The 21,559-nt window shown below is 69.6% G+C and carries 20 protein-coding genes and 1 riboswitch; of the genes, 10 read left to right on the top strand and 10 right to left on the bottom strand.

Going from position 1 to position 21,559, the window contains the following annotated elements; translation table 11 throughout:
- Window positions 1–42 precede the first annotated feature (42 nt).
- Window positions 43–756: a M50 family metallopeptidase gene (locus ACWDRW_RS04720; protein ID WP_451720069.1), complete on the bottom strand. Its 714-nt coding sequence runs from the start codon at window positions 754–756 to the stop codon at window positions 43–45.
- Between the two features lie 50 nt (window positions 757–806).
- On the opposite strand from ACWDRW_RS04720, the gene ACWDRW_RS04715 reads away from it, so the two are divergent.
- From ACWDRW_RS04715 to ACWDRW_RS04670, 10 genes are all read left to right on the top strand, one after another.
- Window positions 807–1,622, top strand: a complete 816-nt coding sequence (locus ACWDRW_RS04715) for an SOS response-associated peptidase (protein ID WP_451720067.1) — start codon at window positions 807–809, stop codon at window positions 1,620–1,622.
- A gap of 1 nt (window position 1,623) precedes the next feature.
- Window positions 1,624–2,253, top strand: a complete 630-nt coding sequence (locus ACWDRW_RS04710) for an alpha/beta hydrolase family protein (RefSeq protein ID WP_451720064.1) — start codon at window positions 1,624–1,626, stop codon at window positions 2,251–2,253.
- 257 nt (window positions 2,254–2,510) lie between these two features.
- Entirely contained in the window at window positions 2,511–3,206 is a 696-nt protein-coding gene (sigR, locus tag ACWDRW_RS04705; RefSeq protein WP_451720369.1) for an RNA polymerase sigma factor SigR, read from the top strand.
- Window positions 3,203–3,505, top strand: a complete 303-nt coding sequence (rsrA, locus tag ACWDRW_RS04700; RefSeq protein WP_451720061.1) for a mycothiol system anti-sigma-R factor — start codon at window positions 3,203–3,205, stop codon at window positions 3,503–3,505. The genes sigR and rsrA overlap by 4 nt, the downstream gene beginning before the upstream one ends.
- Before the next feature lie 124 nt (window positions 3,506–3,629).
- Window positions 3,630–4,952 (top strand): HD-GYP domain-containing protein, encoded by a 1,323-nt coding sequence (locus ACWDRW_RS04695; protein ID WP_451720058.1) that lies wholly within the window; start codon window positions 3,630–3,632, stop codon window positions 4,950–4,952.
- Complete coding sequence (locus ACWDRW_RS04690; RefSeq protein WP_451720055.1) at window positions 4,949–6,190, top strand: HD-GYP domain-containing protein; 1,242 nt, start codon at window positions 4,949–4,951, stop codon at window positions 6,188–6,190. The genes ACWDRW_RS04695 and ACWDRW_RS04690 overlap by 4 nt, the downstream gene beginning before the upstream one ends.
- A gap of 117 nt (window positions 6,191–6,307) precedes the next feature.
- Entirely contained in the window at window positions 6,308–7,288 is a 981-nt protein-coding gene (locus tag ACWDRW_RS04685) for a tetratricopeptide repeat protein (protein ID WP_186284740.1), read from the top strand.
- Between the two features lie 74 nt (window positions 7,289–7,362).
- Window positions 7,363–8,013 (top strand): peptide deformylase, encoded by a 651-nt coding sequence (def, locus tag ACWDRW_RS04680; protein ID WP_451720052.1) that lies wholly within the window; start codon window positions 7,363–7,365, stop codon window positions 8,011–8,013.
- Window positions 8,014–8,303: 290 nt separating this feature from the next.
- A complete protein-coding gene (cyc1, locus tag ACWDRW_RS04675) occupies window positions 8,304–9,389 on the top strand; it encodes an epi-isozizaene synthase (protein ID WP_451720049.1) in 1,086 nt (361 codons plus the stop codon).
- A complete protein-coding gene (locus ACWDRW_RS04670) occupies window positions 9,386–10,762 on the top strand; it encodes a bifunctional albaflavenone monooxygenase/terpene synthase (protein WP_451720046.1) in 1,377 nt (458 codons plus the stop codon). The genes cyc1 and ACWDRW_RS04670 overlap by 4 nt, the downstream gene beginning before the upstream one ends.
- A 4-nt stretch (window positions 10,763–10,766) precedes the next feature.
- Here ACWDRW_RS04670 and ACWDRW_RS04665 read toward each other — a convergent pair whose 3' ends face one another.
- From ACWDRW_RS04665 to ACWDRW_RS04625, 9 genes are all read right to left on the bottom strand, one after another.
- Window positions 10,767–11,732, bottom strand: a complete 966-nt coding sequence (locus ACWDRW_RS04665; protein WP_451720043.1) for a GlxA family transcriptional regulator — start codon at window positions 11,730–11,732, stop codon at window positions 10,767–10,769.
- A gap of 241 nt (window positions 11,733–11,973) precedes the next feature.
- Window positions 11,974–12,987 carry a ribonucleotide-diphosphate reductase subunit beta gene (locus ACWDRW_RS04660; RefSeq protein ID WP_451720041.1) on the bottom strand — a complete coding sequence of 338 codons (1,014 nt, stop codon included), beginning with the start codon at window positions 12,985–12,987 and terminating at the stop codon, window positions 11,974–11,976.
- Window positions 12,987–15,338 carry a ribonucleoside-diphosphate reductase subunit alpha gene (locus tag ACWDRW_RS04655; protein WP_451720039.1) on the bottom strand — a complete coding sequence of 784 codons (2,352 nt, stop codon included), beginning with the start codon at window positions 15,336–15,338 and terminating at the stop codon, window positions 12,987–12,989. The genes ACWDRW_RS04660 and ACWDRW_RS04655 overlap by 1 nt, the downstream gene beginning before the upstream one ends.
- A 122-nt stretch (window positions 15,339–15,460) precedes the next feature.
- Window positions 15,461–15,584, bottom strand: a riboswitch (cobalamin riboswitch).
- 53 nt (window positions 15,585–15,637) lie between these two features.
- The gene (locus ACWDRW_RS04650) at window positions 15,638–16,144 is read right to left on the bottom strand and encodes a GNAT family N-acetyltransferase (RefSeq protein ID WP_451720036.1); all 507 of its coding nucleotides are present in this window, start codon (window positions 16,142–16,144) and stop codon (window positions 15,638–15,640) included.
- Between the two features lie 73 nt (window positions 16,145–16,217).
- A complete protein-coding gene (gene mctP / locus ACWDRW_RS04645) occupies window positions 16,218–17,813 on the bottom strand; it encodes a monocarboxylate uptake permease MctP (protein ID WP_451720033.1) in 1,596 nt (531 codons plus the stop codon).
- Entirely contained in the window at window positions 17,810–18,067 is a 258-nt protein-coding gene (locus ACWDRW_RS04640; protein WP_451720031.1) for a DUF3311 domain-containing protein, read from the bottom strand. The genes mctP and ACWDRW_RS04640 overlap by 4 nt, the downstream gene beginning before the upstream one ends.
- 110 nt (window positions 18,068–18,177) lie before the next feature.
- Complete coding sequence (locus ACWDRW_RS04635; protein WP_451720028.1) at window positions 18,178–18,375, bottom strand: CstA-like transporter-associated (seleno)protein; 198 nt, start codon at window positions 18,373–18,375, stop codon at window positions 18,178–18,180.
- Window positions 18,350–20,485, bottom strand: a complete 2,136-nt coding sequence (locus ACWDRW_RS04630) for a carbon starvation CstA family protein (RefSeq protein ID WP_451720025.1) — start codon at window positions 20,483–20,485, stop codon at window positions 18,350–18,352. The genes ACWDRW_RS04635 and ACWDRW_RS04630 overlap by 26 nt, the downstream gene beginning before the upstream one ends.
- Before the next feature lie 140 nt (window positions 20,486–20,625).
- A complete protein-coding gene (locus ACWDRW_RS04625; protein WP_451720022.1) occupies window positions 20,626–21,390 on the bottom strand; it encodes a GntR family transcriptional regulator in 765 nt (254 codons plus the stop codon).
- Window positions 21,391–21,559 lie beyond the last annotated feature (169 nt).

Below are 21,559 nucleotides of genomic sequence, written 5' to 3'. Positions count from 1 at the left end.
CGTCCGAGTGCGGCGCCGTTGTGGCTGGTCGCGCCCGGCTTCTCACACCTCCAGGAGCCACCGTCCGCCGCCTATCAGCGAACAGAGCGACACCGCGTGGAACAGAAACAGCCACAACCCCGCCGGCACATGCGTCAACCTCGACAACTGGTCCGCGTCCGAGTCCCCCGCCCCGCCCCTCGACCTCTTCGCCTGGAGTTCGAAGGCGGGGCGCACTCCGCCCAGCAGGAGGAACCACACCACCGCGTACGCGAAAGCCGCCTGTACCTGAGGGCCCGCCAGCCACGACACCACGACGAAGGTGCTGCCCGTCAGGACGACCGTCAGGGCGCCGTACGCGTTGCGGATCATCACCAGCATGGCCAGCAGCAGGGCGGTCGCCAGCCACAGCAGGAGCGTGATGCGGCCCGCGCCCAGCAGTGCCGCGCCGCCGAGGCCCAGCAGTGGGGGAGCCGTGTAGCCGGCCGCCGCCGTGAGGATCATGCCGAGGCCGTGCGGCTTGCCGCGGCTCACGGTGAGGCCGCTGGTGTCGGAGTGCAGCCGTATGCCGGTGAGCTGACGGCCGGTGAGCAGGGCGACCAGGCCGTGCCCGCCCTCGTGGGCGATGGTGATCGTGTTGCGGGCGATCCGCCACAGGCCCTGCGGGACGACCACCACAAGGGCGGCGACCAGGGTCGCGATCACGATCCACAGGTCGGGATCGCTCTGGGTGCCGACGAGTTCGTCCCAGAGAGAGGTCGCGGTGCTGCTGTCCATGTTTTCGGGGTGCTCCCTCTCGTCCTGCGGAGTCTGGCAGTGTGGCACGTATGTGCGGACGGTATGCATCGAGTCGTAGGCCCGAGGATCTCGCAGGAATCTTTGAGATCGAGAAGTGGGAGCCCGAGGAGACCCTGGAGCCCGACTACAACGTGGCCCCGACCAAAGAGGTCTACGCGGTCCTGGACCGTCCTGTGAAGGACGCCGACGACAAACGGCCGGTTCGCCAGCTGCGCAAGCTCAAGTGGGGGCTCGTCCCGTCCTGGTCCAAGACGCCCGAGGGCGGCGCCCGGATGATCAACGCGCGCGCCGAGACGGTCCACGAGAAGCCCTCGTACCGCCGCGCCTTCGCCGCCCGCCGCTGCATCCTGCCCGCCGATGGCTACTACGAGTGGGTCACCGGCACCCAGGAGCGGGACCTGGAGGTCGAGGGGAAGAAGAAGCGGCCCCGCAAGCAGCCGTACTTCGTGCTCCCCGCCGACGGCTCGGTCTTCGCGATGGCCGGTCTGTACGAGTTCTGGCGGGACAGGACCCTGCCCGACGACCATCCGCGGGCCTGGTGGGTGACCTGCTCGGTGATCACCACCGAGGCGGAGACGAGTCCGCTCGCCGTGTCCCCTGCCGAGGGTCCGCACGCGCTGGCCGAGATCCACCCCCGGATGCCGCTGATGCTCACCCCGGACCGCTGGGACGCCTGGCTCGACCCCGCCCGCACCGATCCCGACGGCCTCCGCGAGCTGCTCGCCCCGCCGCCCGCCGGACTGATGCGCGCCTACCCGGTGACCACCGCCGTCAGCAACGTCCGCAACAACGGCCCGGAGCTGCTGAAGGAGCTGGAGGGGCCCGAGGAGGGCACACTCTTCTGATGTGACAGAAGAGATCATCGGCACCGAGGCCGGAGACGCCCGCATCACCTGGCACCGTGCGAGGAAGCCACGGTTCGTGCTCGCCGTGAGCCATGGCGCCGGCGGCGGGATCGGCGCCCGCGACCTCCAGGCCCTGGCCCACGCCCTCCCCGCGCACGACGTGAGCGTGGCGCTCGTCGAGCAGCCCTGGCGGGTGGCCGGGAAGAAGGTCGCCCCCGCCCCGAAGACCCTCGACGTCGGCTGGCGGGGCGTGTGGGCCGCCCTCGCCGGGGCCGGGCTGCCGGTGATCTCCGGCGGCCGCAGCGCGGGCGCCCGCGTCGCCTGCCGTACCGCCGCGGAACTCGGCGCGCACGCCGTTCTCGCGCTCAGCTTCCCGCTCCATCCGCCGGGCCGGCCGGAGAAGTCCCGCGCGGGGGAACTGCTCGGATCCGGGGTGCCCACCCTCGTCGTCCAGGGAGGCAACGATCCCTTCGGGAAGCCGGAGGAGTTCCCCGAGGGCGACTACGAGCTGGTCGAGGTCCCTTACGGCGACCATGGCTTCGCGGTGCCCAAGCGGGCGGACGTCACCCAGGAGCGGGCCGTGGCGATCGTCACCGACGCGGTGGTCAAGTGGGCCGGGTCACTGGGGTGAAGGCTCGGGAATGTTGCGCCCCGGACCACTGTTGTGGCGGACAGAAGTGCTGAGCCACCAGCACCGACGTCGTAGGAGAGGAAGTCCGCCGCATGGGTTCGACCATCTGCGCGAGCCGCAGCAGCCGCACTGACCTGGACTGGACGGTGCTGCACGCGGCGAAGACCGCTCCTATTCGAGCGGCGGGCGGACCGGAGGTTCGTCTATCCTCCGATTCTGGTGACACCGGCTTCGGTGGCACCCGGAATCTTGAGGAGGTGGGTCCGGTCACCGGTACCGACGCAGGGACCGACGACGGCCAGGCGGAGCTGCCCGAGGGCCAGGGCACGAGCACGGACACGTCCGCGGAGTCCACCGCGGAGCGCAGCGCGCGCTTCGAGCGGGACGCGCTCGAATTCCTCGACCAGATGTACTCGGCCGCGCTGCGCATGACGCGCAACCCGGCCGACGCCGAGGACCTGGTGCAGGAGACGTACGCCAAGGCGTACGCGTCCTTCCACCAGTTCCGCGAGGGCACCAACCTCAAGGCCTGGCTGTACCGGATCCTCACCAACACCTTCATCAACTCGTACCGCAAGAAGCAGCGTGAACCCCAGCGCTCCGCGGCCGAGGAGATCGAGGACTGGCAGCTGGCGCGTGCCGAGTCGCACATGTCGACGGGTCTGCGCTCCGCGGAGTCCCAGGCGCTCGACCACCTGCCCGACTCGGACGTGAAGGAAGCCCTCCAGGCGATCCCCGAGGAATTCCGCATCGCCGTCTATCTCGCGGACGTCGAGGGCTTTGCGTACAAGGAGATCGCGGACATCATGGGGACACCCATCGGTACGGTGATGTCCCGGCTGCACCGGGGCCGCCGTCAACTGCGCGGAATGCTGGAGGACTACGCGCGTGAGCGCGGGCTGGTCCCGGCGGGCGCCGGAGAGTCGAACGAAGCGAAAGGCTCGGGCTCATGAGCTGCGGAGAGCCGCACGAGACGGACTGCAGTGAGGTCCTGGACCATCTGTACGAGTTCCTCGACAGTGAGATGCCGGACGTCGACCGCGACAAGTTCAAGCAGCACTTCGACGAGTGCTCGCCGTGCCTGGAGAAGTACGGCCTGGAGCAGGCCGTGAAGAAGCTGGTCAAGCGGTGCTGCGGGCATGACGACGTGCCCACCGACCTGCGCGCCAAGGTGCTCGGACGGCTGGACCTGATCCGTTCGGGTCAGGCCGTGCCCGAGCACGATGTGACCGCGACCCCGCAGGAGTCCTGAACTCCCGCCTCGGTAAGGGGCAGTCGTCACTCGAACGTGCTAATCAGCGGGTGATACGCCCGCACCTTCCCCCTGGTCCTCCTAGGCTCCGGAGCCTGGACAGGCATGGTCAGGGGAGGGGCACATGGAGGGGATTCCCGCGCGGGCGCGGGTCTACGTGGCCTGCGCCGCCCTCGGTGCCCTGCTCTGTCTGCTGCCGCTGCCGGCCGTCCGCACGCCCTGGTGGGCCCTCGCCCTCCTGGCCGCGCTGTACGCCGGCTGCGAGCAGATCGCCCGTCGGCGCTTCGCCGGCACCTGCTATCCGGTCCTGCTCGCCGGCGCCTTCCTGCTGCCCCCGCCCGCCGCGGCGCTGGTGGCGGTGCCCGGCGCCCTGCTCTCCCAGGGCGCGCCCGTACGGCGGATCTGGCGGGCCGCCCAGCTGGCGCTCGCCGTCTGGGCCGCCGCCCGCGTGCACTGGGCGCTCGACGGCCGGGACGCGGTCGTCGCCTCGGACTTCCCCTACGCCCTGCTCCCCGCCGGAGCCGCGGTCCTGGCCTTCTGCCTGGCGCTCACGCTCCTCGACGGGGGCATCCTCGCCCTCGGCGTCGGGGCACCTCCCGCGCCTTCGGGGCAGCGGGGGAGGGCGCCCGTCCGCCGGGCCTGGCGCGGGCTGTTCCTGCGCTCGCTCGCCCCGGTCGCCGTGCACGGGCTCGCCGGGCTGATGATGGCCGTCCTGTGGCGCAGCCCGTACGGTCCGGTCGCCGCGCTGCTGGTGCTCCTGCCGATGTGCGTCTCCTGGTGGGTGTTCGCCCAGGTCCACCGGGAGCGGGCCGCCCATCAGGCGACCATCCGGGCGCTGGTGCAGGCCGTCGACATCAAGGACGGCTACACCCGCGGGCACAGCGAGCGCGTCGGACAGGCCTCGATGATGATCGCCCGCGAGCTGGGCATGGACGCCGAGCGCGTCGAGGTGCTGCGGTTCGCCGGGATCCTGCACGACGTCGGCAAGCTCGGGGTGCCCACCCGGCTGCTGCGCAAGGACGGACCCCTCACCCCGGAGGAACGCCGGATCATCGAGCTGCACCCGGAGTACGGGCACGAGATGGTGCGCGGCATCTCCTTCCTCGGCGAGGCCCGGGCCGCCGTCCTGCACCACCACGAGCGGCTCGACGGCAGCGGGTACCCGTACGGCCTGGTCGGCGGGCAGATCCCGGAGTCCGCGCGGGTCGTCGCCGTCGCCGACGCCTTCGACGCGATGACGTCCACCCGGTCCTACCGGCGGGCCCGGCCGGTCGCGGTCGCCCTGGCGGAGCTCGAGCGGTGCGCGGGCTCGCAGTTCGACCCACGGATGGTCACGGCCCTCGCACGCGTCATCGAGCGCGGCGGATGGCATCCGGCGGTCACCGCCGACGAGGTGCCCGCGCCGCCCGTCCCGTCCGTGCCCAGCCGTCCGGGGGCGCGCCGATGAGCCGTCCCCGGTCCCTCCACGTCCTCATCCATGCCTCGGCCGCCCTGCTGGCCGCCGTCGCTCTCCTCGGCACTCTCCGGCACGGTCTGGAGGAACGTCCCGTCGCGCTCGCGTTCGGGCTCCTCATCACCGTGGGCGAACTCACCCGGTGGACCGGCGCCGAGGTCCGCGAGGCCGCGCCGCTCGGGGCCGCGGGCGCGCTGTCGTACGCCCTGCTCGGCGAGGACGCGGGTCAGCCCACCCACCACGGCGTGCTCCAGGTCGTCACCGTCGTGCTCCTCGCCGGTCTGCTCGGCGGGGCCCCGCACATCGCCCGCGGCCGCGGCCCGGACCCCGACCATCTGGTCCGGCGGCTGCTCACCGTCGGCTTCGCCGCCGTGTGCTTCCAACCCCTGTACAACCGGGGTGTGTTCGACGAGTGGAGCGGCGCCGCCTACGCGCTGCTGCTGCTGGCGCTGCTCGCCCTCACCGCCCTGTGCGACGCCGTGCTCGTCGCCGCGCTCGCGCACTCCAGGACCGGCTGGCCGTTCGGCCCGCTGCTCCGGGACGAGCTGCGGGCGCTGCTCGGGATCGGTTCGGCCGTCTGCGCCACGGGCGCGGTCATGGCGCTCGCGGTGGCCGTCGTCGGCCTGTGGGCGCTGCCCGTGTTCTGTCTGCCGCTGCTGCTCACCCAGATCTCCTTCCGCCGCTACGCCGCCGTCCGCGCCACCTACCGCCAGACCATCGCCTCCCTCGCCCGCGCCACCGAGGTCGCCGGATACACCCCCGCGGGGCACGCCCGGCGGGTCGCCGCGCTCAGCGTCGCCGTCGGCCGCGACCTCGGCCTGTCCGGTGCCGACCTCACCGTCCTGGAGTACGCCGCCCTCATGCACGACATCGGACAGCTCAGCCTGGTCGACCCGGTCCCGGGGGGCGCCACCGCGGACCTGCCCGCCGCCGAACAGCGCAGGATCGCCCTGCTCGGCGGTGCCGTCGTACGGCAGACCGGGGTGGACGGCGCGGTCGCCGTGATCGTCGAGCGCCAGGCCGACCCCTGCCGGGAGCAGCCGCGGGCCGCGCGGATCGTCCGGGCCGTGAACGCCTACGAGGAGAAGGCCCAGGGCGCGGGGCCGGGTGGCCCGCTGAAGGCGCTGGAGGAGCTGCGCCTGGCCACCGCGGGCGACTATGCGCCGGATGTTGTCGAGGCCTTGGCCAGGGTGCTGTCAAGAGACTGTCTGACCTTGGGGCGAGTGGGGTAACCCATGGGTAATGAGCGCCCCTCCAGCGGTACGTGGTTGGATGCGAAGGGAGAGGGTCTCCGAGAGGTTGTCCGGGGGCACAGCCGGCCCACTCCACGGAACTGGCAGGCGGGAATCGTGAGGATCTTCGGCAAGGGACGGCACCGGCCCTCCGCCTCCTGGCGGCAGGCCACCGATCGCGCGTTCACGCTGATCGGCGACGGTCGGTACGAGGACGCGGGCGCGCTGCTGACACGCGCCGCCGATCTGGAGCCCTGGCTGTCCGAGTCCTGGTTCAACCTCGCCCTGCTGCACAAGTTCCGGCACGACTGGGAGCAGGCGCGGGCGGCGGGTCTCCGGGCCGTGGCCCTGCTCGACCGGGAGACCGGGGCGCCCGACTGGTGGAACGTCGGCATCGCGGCCACCGCCCTGCAGGACTGGCCGCTGGCCCGGCGGGCCTGGCAGGCCTACGGGCTGCGGGTGCCGGGCGGCGCGACCGACTCCGGGGAGCCGGTCGGCATGGACCTCGGCAGCGCGGCCGTACGGCTGTCCCCCGAGGGGGAGGCGGAGGTCGTGTGGGGGCGGCGGCTCGATCCCGCGCGGATCGAGGTGCTGTCGATCCCGCTGCCGTCGTCCGGACGGCGCTGGGGCGAGGTCGTGCTGCACGACGGTGTCCCGCACGGCGAGCGGACCACGGCCGCCGGGCACGCCTACCCCGTCTTCGACGAGATCGAGCTGTGGGCGCCCTCTCCGGTGCCGACCTGGGTGGTGCTGCTGGAGGCGGCGACCGAGGCGGACCGGGACGCGCTGGAGCAGCTCGCCGCGGACGCCGGGTTCGCCGCGGAGGACTGGTCCTCGTCGGTCCGGCTGCTGTGCCGGACGTGTTCCGAGTCGCGGATGCCCTCGGACGAGGGTGACGGGGAACACCTGGACCCGCACGACCACAGCGAGCCGGGCCACCCCGGGCCCCTGGGGCACCGGACGGACGGGCAGCTGTGGGTGCCGGAGCGGGAGTGCGGGGTGGCCGCGCCGGCTTCGCTGGTACGGGGGCTGCTGGACGGGTGGGTCGCCGACTCGCCTGATTCGAGGGACTGGCGGGACCTGGAAGAGGTCTGCTAGGCCGTCGCCCGGCCGCGGCTTTGTACCCTGTATTCGCAGAAATTCACTTGGTTGCAGGAAGGCATACGTCGGTCATGGCGCAGCAGGACACCGATCAGCAGCACGCGGGCGTGCTCCCCGTGGACGACGAGGGCTTCGTCATCGACACCGAGGAGACCGAGGAGCGGGAGAACGCCTGGCGTGCGCGGGGCACCTCGCGGCCGATCACCGTCGTCGGGAACCCGGTCCTCCACAAGGAGTGCAAGGACGTCACCGAGTTCGGTCCCGAGCTCGACCAGCTGGTCGCGGACATGTTCGCCTCGCAGCGCACCGCCGAGGGCGTGGGCCTGGCCGCCAACCAGATCGGCGTGGACCTGAAGGTCTTCGTCTACGACTGCCAGGACGACCAGGGCGAGCGGCACGTCGGCGTGGTCTGCAACCCCAAGCTGGTGGACCTGCCCGCCGAGCAGCGCCGGCTGGACGACAGCAACGAGGGCTGTCTGTCGGTGCCGACCGCGTACGCGCCGCTGGCCCGCCCCGACTACGCCGAGGTCACCGGGCAGGACGAGAAGGGCAACCCGATCAGGGTGCGGGGCACCGGCTACTTCGCGCGGTGTTTGCAGCACGAGACGGATCATCTCTACGGCTATCTCTACATCGACCGGCTCTCCAAGCGGGAACGCAAGGACGCGCTGCGGCAGATGGCCGAGAACGAGCCTCGCTACCCGGTGGTCGCGAACAACTGAAGCCGACTGGTTTCCCTCAAGTCACATACGGACGGCGTCTGTTCAGGAACCCCTTCCTGACCAGGCGCCGTTCGTCTGTACGTCGTATGTTCGATCCCCTGTGCGCAGCTGCTGATCCATAATCAGTCACACAAGGGGAGATTCTCGGCACTGTGGGGTAGTGAATGGAGCAAATCCGTTCCCAGATCGGTCAGTTGTAGGGCTGAATGGGAAGTGCGGGGATACGCAACGGCGCACGCCCGGCACGGCGGGAGGGGTGTGCGCAACTGGCGGCTGAGAGGGGTTTGTTCGTGCATGCTTTCTCACACAGCACCACATCGACGCCGACGGCGGTCGCGGTCCCACCATCACTGTCTCTCCCGGTGATCGAGGCGGCGTTTCCCAGGCAACTCCATCCGTATTGGCCCCGGCTTCAGGAGAAGACCCGCACCTGGCTGCTGGAAAAACGGCTCATGCCGGCGGACAAGGTGGAGGAATATGCCGACGGCCTTTGCTACACCGACCTCATGGCGGGCTACTACATTGGCGCCCCCGACGAGGTGCTGCAGGCGATTGCGGACTACAGCGCGTGGTTCTTCGTCTGGGACGACCGCCACGACCGTGACATCGTGCACCGCCGCCCGTCCGCCTGGCGGCGGCTGAGGTTCCGGTTGCACACGGCACTCGACGCACCCGAGGACCACCTGCACCACGAGGATCCGCTGGTGGCCGGGTTCGCGGACTGCATGACGCGGCTGTACGCCTTCCTGCCGCAGACCTGGAACGACCGGTTCGCCCGGCACTTCCACGCGGTGATCGAGGCCTACGACCGGGAATTCCACAACCGCACGAACGGAATCATCCCCACCGTCGAGGATTACCTGGCCCTGCGCCGCCTCACCTTCGCGCACTGGATCTGGACCGATCTGCTGGAGCCGAGCGCCGGCCGTGAACTCCCGGACTCGGTGAGGAAACACCCGGCATATCGGCGGGCGGCGCTGCTGAGCCAGGAATTCGCCGCCTGGTACAACGATCTCTGCTCGCTGCCGAAAGAAATAGCGGGCGATGAGGTGCACAATCTCGGAATCAGTCTCATCAAGCACGAGGGACTGACCCTCGAAGAATCGGTGGTGGAAGTAAGGCGGCGCGTCGAGGAATGCATTTCCGAATTCCTGGTCGCGGAACGGGCCGCCCTTCGACTGGCCGACGATCTCGCCGACGGCACCCTGCGGGGAAAAGAACTGAGTGCCGCCGTACGGGCCTGTGTCCGCAATATGCGCAACTGGTTCAGCACCGTCTACTGGTTCCATCACGAGTCCGGCCGGTACATGGTCGACAACTGGGACGACCGGTCCACGCCCCCGTACGTCAACAACGAAGCGGCAGGTGAGAAATGACCGTCGAGTCTGTGAAGCCCGACGCGCAGATATATGCGGAATCCGGGCTGCGTGAGCCGCCTTGCGCGGGCGGCGGTGTTCCGCTTCTGGGGCACGGCTGGAAGCTGGTGCGCGATCCGCTCTCCTTCATGGCGGGGCTGCGCGAGCACGGCGACGTCGTCCGGCTGAAGCTCGGCCCGAAGACCGTGTACGCGGTCACCACTCCCGCCCTCACCGGCGCCATGGCGCTCAGCACCGACTTCAAGATCGACGGACCGCTGTGGGAGTCCCTCGAAGGCCTGCTCGGCAAGGAGGGCGTGGCCACCGCGAACGGCCCCCGGCACCGGCGCCAGCGGCGCACCATCCAGCCCGCGTTCCGGCTCGACGCCATCCCCGCCTACGGGCCGATCATGGAGGAGGAGGCACACGCCCTCACCGAGCGCTGGCGGCCCGGCGAGACCGTCGACTGCACCTCGGAATCCTTTCGGGTGGCCGTCCGGATCGCCGCCCGCTGTCTGCTGCGCGGCGACTTCATGGACGAACGGGCCGAACGTCTGTGCATCGCACTCGCGACCGTGTTCCGTGGTATGTACCGCCGCATGGTGATTCCGGCCGGACCGCTCTACCGGCTGCCGCTTCCGCCCAACCGAAAATTCAACCGAGCCCTGGCCGATTTGCATCTCCTGGTCGACGAGATCGTCGCCGAGCGCCGGGCATCTGGTCAAAAGCCGGACGATTTGCTGACGGCCTTGCTGGAGGCGAAGGACGAGAATGGCGAGCCGATCGGGGAACAGGAGATCCACGACCAGGTCGTCGCGATACTCACCCCCGGAAGCGAAACCGTGGCGTCCACGATCATGTGGCTGCTGCAGGTGCTCGCGGAACATCCGGAGCACGCCGACCGGGTGGCCGCAGAGGTCGAAACCGTGACCGGCGGGCGGCCCGTCGCATTCGCGGATGTGCGCGCGCTGAGGCACACGAACAATGTCGTCGTCGAGGCCATGCGTTTGCGCCCGGCCGTCTGGATATTGACGCGCCGGGCGGTGACCGACACCGAGCTCGGCGGGTATCGCATTCCGGCAGGCGCCGACATCGTATACAGCCCGTATGCGATCCAGCGGGACCCGAAGTCCTACGCGGACAACCTCCGGTTCGATCCCGACCGCTGGCTTCCGGAACGCGTGAAGGATGTGCCGAAATACGCCATGAGCCCCTTCAGTGTGGGCAACCGCAAGTGCCCGAGCGATCACTTCTCCATGGCGCAGCTGACGCTGATCACGGCGGCGGTGGCCACGAAGTACCGCTTCGAGCAGGTGTCCGGATCCAACGACGCCACCCGGGTGGGCATCACCCTCAGGCCGCACAACCTGCTGCTCAGGCCGGTGCCCCGGTGACGGCTCAGGCCGCCTCCGGGCCCCGGAAGGTGCGCCGGTAGGCGTTCGGAGTGGTCCCCAGCGCCCGTACGAACTGGTGGCGCAGTGCCGCCGCGGTGCCGAACCCGGTCCGGCCCGCGACGGCGTCCACCGTCTCGTCCGTCGTCTCCAGCAACTGCTGCGCCAGCAGGACGCGCTGACGCAGGATCCAGCGGTAGGGAGTGGTGCCCGTCTCCTGCTGGAAGCGGCGGGCGAAGGTGCGCGGTGACATGTGCGCGAGGTCGGCGAGCTGTTCGACGGTGACCTCCTCGGCGAGATGCCGCTCCATCCAGGTCAGGACGTCGCCGACCGTGTCGCACTGGGAGCGGGGCAGCGGGCGGTCGATGTACTGCGCCTGCCCGCCGTCCCGGTGCGGCGGCACCACCATGCGCCGGGCGATGGCGTTGGCGACCTCCACACCGTGCTCCTTGCGCACGAGGTGCAGGCTCGCGTCGATCCCGGCGGCCGTGCCCGCCGAGGTGATCACCGGGTCCTCGTCCACGTACAGCACATCGGGCTCGATGGCCGCGCGCGGGTGGCGCCGGGCCAGCTCCTCCGCCTGCCGCCAGTGCACCGCGCACCGTCGGCCGTCCAGCAGCCCGGCCGCGCCCAGCACGAAGACGCCGGAGCAGACGCTGAGCACTCGGGCCCCGCGCTCCACGGCCCGCACCAGGGCGTCGAGCAGCGCGGGCGGATAGTCCCGGTCGATGTAGTCGCTGCCCGCCGGTACGGCGATCAGGTCGGCCTCGTCGAGCCGGTCCAGGCCGTAGGGCGTGGAGACCGTGAACCCCGGGACATGGGTGCGCAGCGCGGGGCCTTCCGCCGAGACGACCGCGAAGTCGTACACCGGAAGCCCCTCGTCACCGCGGTCGAGTCCGAAGACCTCGCAGACGACACCGAGTTCGAAGGGGTGCACGCCGTCGAGCAGGGCGACGGCCACGTTCTTCAGCATGCCGCCAGTGTGGCACGGTTCTGGCAGTAAATCGATGGTGCGCGGCAGTCCTGCCACTGTCCGTCAGGAGTGTTCAGCGCGACAGTGGTGACATGACCAGTGAACAGACAGAAGCACTCATCGGAATGACCGTCGTCCTCGGGATCCTCGTCCTTCTCGTCCTCCCGTCACTGCTCGGCATCGCGCACGACCGGCGCATCGACCGTCAGCTCCGGGAGGCCGAGGAGGGGCGGCCCGAGGCTCAGAAGTCCTCGTCCAGGTCCACCGTGCCCTCCACCGCGACCTGGTACGCCGAAGGGCGCCGCTCGAAGAAGTTGGTGAGTTCCTGAACTCCCTGCAGCTCCATGAAGGAGAAGGGGTTCTCCGAGCCGTACACCGGAGCGAAGCCGAGCCGGGTCAGCCGCTGGTCGGCGACACACTCCAGGTACTGGCGCATCGAGTCGGTGTTCATGCCCGGGAGGCCGTCACCGCACAGGTCGCGCGCGAACTGCAGCTCGGCCTCGACGGCCTCCCGCAGCATGTCGGTGACCTGCTGCTGGAGCTGGTCGTCGAACAGCTCCGGCTCCTCCTTGCGGACGGTGTCCACGACATCGAACGCGAAGCTCATGTGCATGGTCTCGTCCCGGAACACCCAGTTGGTGCCGGTGGCCAGGCCGTGCAGCAGACCCCGGCTGCGGAACCAGTAGACGTACGCGAAGGCGCCGTAGAAGAACAGGCCCTCGATGCACGCGGCGAAGCAGATCAGGTTGAGCAGGAAGCGGCGGCGGTCGGCCTGGGACTCCAGGCGCTCCAGCTTCTCGACCTCGTTGATCCACTTGAAGCAGAACCCGGCCTTCTCACGGATCGAGGGGATGTTCTCCACGGCGTCGAAGGCCGCCGCCCGGTCCTCCGGATCGGGGAGGTAGGTGTCCAGCAGCGTCAGGTAGAACTGGACGTGCACGGCCTCCTCGAAGAGCTGACGGCTCAAGTACAGCCGCGCCTCGGGGGAGTTGATGTGCTTGTACAGCGTCAGCACGAGGTTGTTCGCGACGATCGAGTCGCCGGTCGCGAAGAAGGCGACCAGCCGGCCGATGAGGTGCTGCTCGGCCGGGCTGAGCTTGGCGAGGTCGGCGACGTCCGAGTGGAGGTCGACCTCCTCCACGGTCCAGGTGTTCTTGATGGCGTCCCGGTAGCGCTCGTAGAAGTCGGGGTAGCGCATGGGGCGCAGGGTCAGCTCGAAGCCCGGGTCGAGGAGATTCTGGTTACGGCTGGTCATTACTGGCATGCCTCGCAGGACTCGGGGTTCTCAAGGGAGCAGGCGACGGCCTCTTCGGAGGTCACCTGCTGGACGGGGACGGAAGCCTGTGCCGCGCGGGCGATGCGGGTCGCCGGGCGCGAGCGCAGGTAGTACGTCGTCTTCAGCCCGGACTTCCAGGCGTACGCGTACATCGAGGAGAGCTTGCCGATGGTCGGCGTCTCCAGGAACAGGTTCAGCGACTGGGACTGGTCGAGGAACGGGGTCCGCGCCGCCGCCATGTCGATCAGACCGCGCTGCGGGATCTCCCACGCCGTGCGGTACAACGCCCGTACGTCCGCCGGGATCCACGCGAAGTCCTGCACCGAGCCGTTCGCCTCGCGCAGCGCCTCACGGGTGCGGGCGTCCCACACGCCGAGCCGCTTCAGGTCCTGCACCAGATAGGAGTTGACCTGGAGGAACTCGCCCGACAGCGTCTCGCGCTTGAACAGGTTGGACACCTGCGGCTCGATGCACTCGTACACACCGGCGATGGAGGCGATGGTCGCCGTGGGCGCGATGGCCAACAGCAGCGAGTTGCGCAGGCCCACCTCGGCGATACGGCTGCGCAGTGCCGCCCACCGCTCCGGCCAGGTGAGTTCGGCGTCGTAGTGGTCGGGGTGCAGGACGCCCCGGGCGGTACGGGTCTTCTCCCAGGCCGGCAGCGGGCCCTCGCGCTCGGCGAGGTCGGCGGAGGCCTCGTAGGCGGCGAGCATGATGCGCTCGGCGATCCGGGTGGACAGCGCCCTGGCCTCCGCCGAGTCGAAGGGCAGCCGCAGCTTGAAGAACACGTCCTGAAGGCCCATCGCGCCCAGGCCCACCGGCCGCCACTTGGCGTTGGACCGGCCCGCCTGCTCGGTCGGGTAGAAGTTGATGTCGACGACCCGGTCGAGGAAGGTGACGGCCGTGCGGACGGTCGCGTCGAGGCGCTCCCAGTCGATGTCACCGTCCGCGACGAACGAACCGAGGTTCACCGAGCCCAGGTTGCAGACCGCCGTCTCCCCGTCGTCGGTGACCTCCAGGATCTCCGTGCAGAGGTTGGAGGAGTGCACGACATGGCCCGGCAGGGCCGTCTGGTTCGCGGTGCGGTTGGCGGCGTCCTTGAAGGTCATCCAGCCGTTGCCGGTCTGCGCGAGGGTCCGCATCATCCGGCCGTACAGATCACGGGCGGGGATGGTCTTGCGCGCGAGTCCGGCGGCCTCGGCCTTCCGGTAGGCCGCGTCGAACTCCTCGCCCCACAGGTCGACCAGCTCGGGCACGTCGGCCGGGGAGAAGAGGCTCCACTGCTCGTCGGCGTTGACCCGGCGCATGAACTCGTCCGGGATCCAGTGGGCGAGGTTCAGGTTGTGCGTCCGCCGGGCGTCCTCACCGGTGTTGTCGCGCAGCTCCAGGAACTCCTCGATGTCGGAGTGCCAGGTCTCCAGGTACACCGCGGCGGCACCCTTGCGCCGGCCGCCCTGGTTCACGGCGGCGACCGAGGCGTCGAGGGTCTTCAGGAACGGGACGATGCCGTTGGAGTGCCCGTTGGTGCCGCGGATCAGCGAACCCCGGGAACGGATACGGGAGTACGAGAGCCCGATGCCGCCGGCGTGCTTGGAGAGCCGGGCGACCTGGTGGTAGCGGTCGTAGATGGAGTCCAGCTCGTCCAGCGGCGAGTCCAGGAGGTAGCAGGACGACATCTGGGGGTGCCGGGTGCCGGAGTTGAAGAGCGTGGGGGAGGAGGGGAGGTAGTCGAGGCGGCTCATGAGCCCGTAGAGCGCGGCGACTTCGTCCACCGACCTGGTGGTGTCGTCCTCGGCGAGACCGGCGGCGACGCGGAGCATGAAGTGCTGCGGCGTCTCGACGACCTTGCGGGTGAGGGGGTGCCGGAGCAGGTAACGGCTGTGCAGGGTACGCAGGCCGAAGTAGCCGAAGCGGTCGTCGGCGTCGGTGTCGATCAGCGCGTCGAGCCGGACGCCGTGGATCCGGACGAACTCGGCGGTCCGGTCGGCGATCAGGCCCTCCCGGTGCCCGACCGCGACGGACTCGGTGAAGGACGTGACGCCCTGCGAGGCGGCCTCGGCCGCGACGGTGACCGTCAGCAGCCGGGCGGCCAGCCTGCTGTAGGCGGGGTCCTCGGAGATGAGCCCGGCCGCGGCCTCGGTGGCCAGCTCGCGCAGCTCCGCCTCGTCGGCCCGGGCGGACCGGCCGCGCAGCGCGGCGGCGGCGACCCGGCCGGGGTCGGCGTCGGGGAGGTCGGCGGTCAGCTCGGTCAGGGTCCGCAGCAGGGCGGTGCCCGGGGCGTCCTCGGCGGTCGGGACGGCTGAAGCCGGATCGGCTGGCGCGATGGTCACGTGGGGCTCTCCCTCGCTCGGCACAGGGCCTTGCGGAGGGCAGGCGGCAGCTCACGAGCGCACGGGGCGTCGCGTCCACCGGCCCACTCCACGAGGCCCGGACGTCAGTCACCCGGACCGGACGGCCGGGCGCACTGTCGGCAGGTCCTCGGACTGACCATGTGCACAGACGTGCACAAGTACACCGTTGCGGGACAGTTCCGGATTCGCACCGGATTCCCCTGCGGCGACAGCGAGCATGAGCATACATCTTGTGCCGGGCCGCGGTGACACCCCCAGATGTTGTGTCGGAGTCGACTTCAGAGCGTCAACTCGTAGGTGAGGAGAGTGAACTCGGGGTGGTCCGGAATCGGGTTCCAGTCGCGTTCCGGGGCGCGTCGGAAACCGAGGCGTTCGTAGATGCGGTGGGCGCTGTGCATCAGGGGCTGGGTGGACAGGACGATGCCGGTGCGGTCGCCCGCGGCGCTCGAGCGGTCGACGCACGCCTGCACGAGGGCTTGTCCGACGCCTCTGCCCCGGGCCTCGTGGGCCACCGCGAGCATGCGGACCTCGGCCTCGCCGGGGCGGGCGAGGTCGGCCATGGGGCCGGGAGAGGGGACGTAGGTGACTCCGCCGAGGAGGCGGCCTTGTTCCACGGCGACGAGCACGTCGGCGGCGGCCGCCCGCTTGGCCACGTCTCTCAGTTCGCCGAGGTACCAGTCGGCTTCGCCGAAGGCGAGAAGGCCGTCCTGGAGGTAGGCCTGGGCGGTGATCTCGCCGAGTTCGTCGTATTCGGTGGGTTCCGCCGCGCGGATCCGGAAGTCCATACGGATGAGTGTGTACGACGGCGGGCCGCCGACAGTCCTGCATGTCGGCGGCCCGCTGCGGAACGGCCCGGTATCAGTGGAGGGGCGACAGTTCCTTCTGCACACCCGGGTCGCCCGCGTCCGCCGTGTAGTCCTCGGGGCTGGTCTCGTCGATGCCCTCGGGGGCCTTCGCCGCCTTCAGGACGAAGGTCAGGACCACCGTGACGACCAGGTTCAGCACGAACGCCGTGAGGCCGATGTAGCCGATCTCCCCGATGCCGGGGATCTCCTTCGAGGAGCCGCCGAAGTGCTTCTGCGTCGGCGAGGCGACGCCGTACGCCGCCACCGTGCCGTAGATCATGCCGACCGCCCAGCCCGCCAGCAGCGCCCAGCGGTGGAACCAGCGGGTGAACAGGCCGCCGACCAGGGCCGGGAAGGTCTGCAGGATCCAGATGCCGCCGAGGAGCTGGAAGTTGATGGCGACCGTCTTGTCCATGGTCAGGACGAAGGCCAGCGCGCCCACCTTCACCAGCAGGGAGACCACCTTGGAGACCTTGGTCTCCTCGGCCGCCGTCGCGTCCGGCTTGATGAAGTCCTTGTAGATGTTGCGGGTGAAGAGGTTCGCCGCCGCGATCGACATGATCGCCGCCGGGACGAGCGCGCCGATGCCGATCGCCGCGAAGGCCACGCCCGCGAACCAGTCCGGGAACATGTTCTCGAACAGCTGCGGGATCGCCAGCTGGCCGTTCTCCACCTTCACCCCGGCCGCGACGGCCATGAAGCCCAGCAGCGCGAGCAGGCCGAGCATCAGGGAGTACAGCGGCAGGATGGTGGTGTTGCGGCGGATCACGTCACGGCTCCTGGAGGAGAGGGTCGCGGTGATCGAGTGCGGGTACATGAACAGCGCCAGCGCCGAGCCCAACGCCAGCGTGGCGTACGTCCACTGACCGGCCTCCGCCGGAATCAGACCGCCCGCCCCGGTGGTGGTGAACTTCTCGTTCGCCTCGGCGAAGATGTCGTCGAACCCGCCCAGCTTGATCGGGATGTAGATGATCGCCACCGCGATCACCAGGTAGATCAGGGTGTCCTTGACGAAGGCGATCAACGCCGGGGCCCGCAGACCCGAGGAGTAGGTGTACGCCGCCAGCACACCGAAGGCGATCAGCAGCGGCAGGTCCTTGATGAACCAGTTCGTGTTCTCGCCGCCGCCGACGCCCATCACGTCCAGCACCGCCTGGATGCCGACGAGTTGCAGCGCGATGTACGGCATCGTCGCCAGGATGCCGGTCACCGCCACGGCGAGCGAGAGGCCCTTGGAGCCGAACCGCCCGCGCACGAAGTCCGAGGTCGTCACGTACCCGTGCTTGTGCGAGACCGACCAGAGCCGGGGCAGGAAGGTGAAGATCAGCGGGTAGACGAGGATCGTGTACGGCACCGCGAAGAAGCCCGCCGCGCCGGCCGCGTAGATCGCCGCCGGGACCGCCACGAAGGTGTACGCCGTGTAGAGGTCGCCGCCGAGCAGGAACCAGGTGACCCAGGTGCCGAACGACCGGCCGCCCAGGCCCCATTCGTCGAGGCTGTGCTCGTTCTCGGCCTTGCGCCAGCGCGCGGCCAGGAAGCCCATGACCGTGACGGCCAGGAAGAAGAAGATGAAGACGGCGAGTGCGACGCCGTTCACGCCGTCGTTCACTTGGCGCCCTCCGACTTACGGGCGCGCTGGTCACGCTGCCACAGCTTGTACGCGATCATCGTCAGCGCGGTCGACAGGAGCACCCAGGCCATCTGGTACCAGTAGAAGAACGGAATGCCGATGAAGGCCGGGTCGGCCTTCGCGTAGGACCCCACCCACAACATCGCCACGAAGGGCGCGAACAGGCAGAGGGCGATGACGACCCGAACAGGCGTCACCACCGGTTCTCTGCGCACTTCCGGGGCTTCTGACATCCGACGGCTCCGTCCCCTTGCCGATCACCTGGTGTAATGCGCAGGCAATCTAGGTCACGGCGTCGCGTAAACGGAACCCCTCGTCCGCATATCGGTCCCGGAAGATCCGCTCAGCAGCAGCGGAACCCCTGGCGGGGGTCCGACTCCTGGCGGTCCGTCCGCATCCGTTCGAAGGCGCGCCTGGTCGGCACGGGTGCCAGGGGGTGGTCCCGGCGCAGGTGCGCGACATAGCGGTCGTAGGCCGATTCGTCGGTCAGTTCACGGACGTACCACCGCACCGCCCTAGCCACCCGCCGCAGTGACCGCATTGCGCTGCTCCTCCTTCTCCTCGCGGGTCGGGAACAGGCCCGCCGGGGCGACGAGTTCGGACTCGACGTAGGGTGCCTCGCTCAGGGTGGACAAAGCGGGGCGCCGGACGTGCCGGACGCAGACCCGGGCCGCGTCCACGATGACCACGACGATGAGCAGGGCCAGCACCGCCGTGAGGACGCCGTCCACCGTGGAGTTGGTGACCACGGTGTGCATGTCGTCCATGGACTTGGCGGGCGGCAGGACCTTGCCCTCGTCGATCGCGTCCTGGAACACCTGGCGCTGCTTGAAGAAGCCGACCTTGGGGTCGCTGGAGAACACCTTCTGATAGCTGGCGGTCAGCGTGACCGTCGCGTCCCAGGCGAGCGGGATCCCGGTGATCCAGGCCCACTTGAGGCGGCCGGACTTCACCAGCAGGGTCGTGCAGACCGCGAGGGCGACGGCGGCCAGTAGCTGGTTGGAGATGCCGAAGATCGGGAAGAGCTGGTTGATCCCGCCGAGGGGTTCATGGACGCCCACCCACAGGAAGTACCCCCACAGCCCGCACACGAGCGCGCTGCAGATGACCAGTCCGGGCTTCCAGCTGACGTCCTTGAACGGCCGGTAGACGTTGCCCAGGGTGTCCTGGAGCATGAAGCGCCCCACGCGCGTGCCGGCGTCCAGCGCGGTCAGGATGAACAGCGCCTCGAACATGATCGCGAAGTGATACCAGAAGGCCCGCAGACTGTCCCCGGTGATCTGGGAGAAGATGTCGGAGATTCCGACGGCGAGCGTGGGCGCCCCGCCGGTGCGGTGCAGCAGGGACGCCTCCTCGACGTTCTTCGCGGCCTGGGCCAGGTCCTCCGGGGAGATCTGGTAACCCCAACTCCCGACCACCTGGGAGGCGTTCTGCACGGAGTCACCGATGACCCCCGCGGGGGCGTTCATCGCGAAGTACAGGCCCGGGTCGATGACGCTCGCGGCGACCAGCGCCATCACGGCGACCGATGACTCCATCAGCATGGAGCCGTACCCGATCATCCGGACCTGCGTCTCCTTCTGGATCATCTTCGGCGTCGTACCGCTCGATATGAGCGAGTGGAAGCCGGACAGGGCACCGCAGGCGATCGTGATGAAGACGAAGGGGAACAGGGAGCCCGCGAAGACCGGGCCGTCGCCGCGGGAGGCGAAGTCGGTGACCGCGTCCATCCTCAGCGTCGGCAGCGCGATGACGACCCCGAGGGCGAGCAGCAGGATCGTGCCGATCTTCATGAAGGTGGAGAGGTAGTCGCGGGGCGCGAGCAGCATCCACACGGGCAGAATCGAGGCGACGAAGCCGTACGCCACCAGCCAGACGACCAGCGTGGACGGCGCGAGGGTGAAGGCCTCGGCCCATGAGGACTCGGCGACCCAGCGGCCCGCGACCAGCGCGAGCAGCAGCAGGCCGACGCCGATCAGGGAGACCTCGCTGACCCGGCCGGGGCGCAGCACGCGCAGGTAGAAACCCATCAGCAGGGCGATGGGGACGGTCATCGCGATGGAGAAGGTGCCCCAGGGTGACTCGGCCAGGGCGTTGACGATGACGAGGGCCAGCACCCCGAGCAGGATGATCATGATGGCGAAGGCCGCGAGGAGGGCCGCCGCGCCGCCGAAGGGGCCGATCTCCTCGCGGGCCATCTGGCCGAGTGAACGGCCGTCGCGGCGGGTGGAGAAGAACAGCACCACCATGTCCTGGACCGCGCCCGCGAAGATGACGCCCGCGATGATCCAGATGGTGCCGGGCAGATACCCCATCTGCGCCGCGAGGACCGGTCCGACGAGCGGTCCGGCGCCGGCGATGGCCGCGAAGTGGTGGCCGAGCAGGACGCGGCGGTCGGTCGGGTGGAAGTCGATGCCGTTGTCGAGCCGTTCCGCCGGGGTGGCCCGGGTCTTGTCGACCTTGAGGACCCTGTACGCGATGAACTTGGCGTAGAAGCGGTAAGCGATGGCGTACGAGCCGAGGGCCGCCGCGACCATCCAGGCGGCGGAGACGTCCTCGCCGCGGGCCAGTGCGAGCACCGCCCAGCCGGTGGCGCCGATCAGCGCGACGAGGGTCCAGATGACGATGGTTCGAGTGTTCGCGGTGCGCACCGGGTCGTCCTCCCGTCCATGCGATGACGGGAGGACCGTAGAACAGGAATGTGAGCCGCGCTACACCACGTGCACCACCACTGTCGAACCTTCAACAGGCCTACTCCTGCGACCGCTTCGGTCTTGCTCCTCGGCCGGCCTCAGCCCTGTGGCCGCTTCAGCCTCGCCACGAACTTGTAGCGGTCCCCGCGGTACACCGAGCGCACCCACTCCACCGGCTGGCCGTCCCGGTCCAGGGAGTGGCGGGAGAGCATCAGCATCGGCAGGCCCACGTCCGTGCCGAGCAGGCCCGCCTCGCGCGGGGTGGCGAGCGAGGTCTCGATGGTCTCCTCGGCCTCGGCGAGGTGGACGTCGTAGACCTCGGCCAACGCGGTGTACAGCGAGGTGTACTTGACCAGCGAGCGGCGCAGGGCCGGGAAGCGCTTGGCGCTCAGGTGGGTGGTCTCGATCGCCATCGGCTCGCCGTTGGCCATGCGCAGCCGCTCGATGCGCAGCACGCGCCCGCCCGCGGTGATGTCGAGCAGCCCGGCGAGCCGGTCGTCGGCCGTGATGTAGCCGATGTCCAGCAGCTGGGAGGTCGGTTCGAGGCCCTGGGCCCGCATGTCCTCGGTGTACGAGGTGAGTTGGAGCGCCTGGGAGACCTTCGGCTTGGCGACGAAGGTGCCCTTGCCCTGGATGCGTTCGAGGCGGCCCTCGACGACAAGCTCCTGGAGGGCCTGGCGCACGGTGGTGCGGGAGGTGTCGAACTCGGCCGCCAGGGTCCGCTCGGGCGGAACCGGAGTGCCGGGCGCCTGGGTCTCCGTCATGTCGAGCAGGTGCTTCTTCAGGCGGTAGTACTTGGGCACGCGCGCGGTACGGACACTCGCCCCGCCCTCGTTCTCAGCACTGCTGACGTCGGTGCTCATGGTCTGCCTTCCCGGCTCCGGATGCGGGTCACATCGTGATCCCCTCTGTATACCGTCGCCACTTGTTTTGGTCTAGTCCATAGGCCCAAGTGGTCTAGTGGAAGAGACTACTCCGGTGGCGCCCTTTTCGCTGGCTTCTTACTTAAAGGTTCTTGCATATGTACGTCGG

This window comes from Streptomyces sp. NPDC003635, from assembly GCF_053587635.1.
This window is presented reverse-complemented; position numbering and strand designations above follow the sequence as displayed.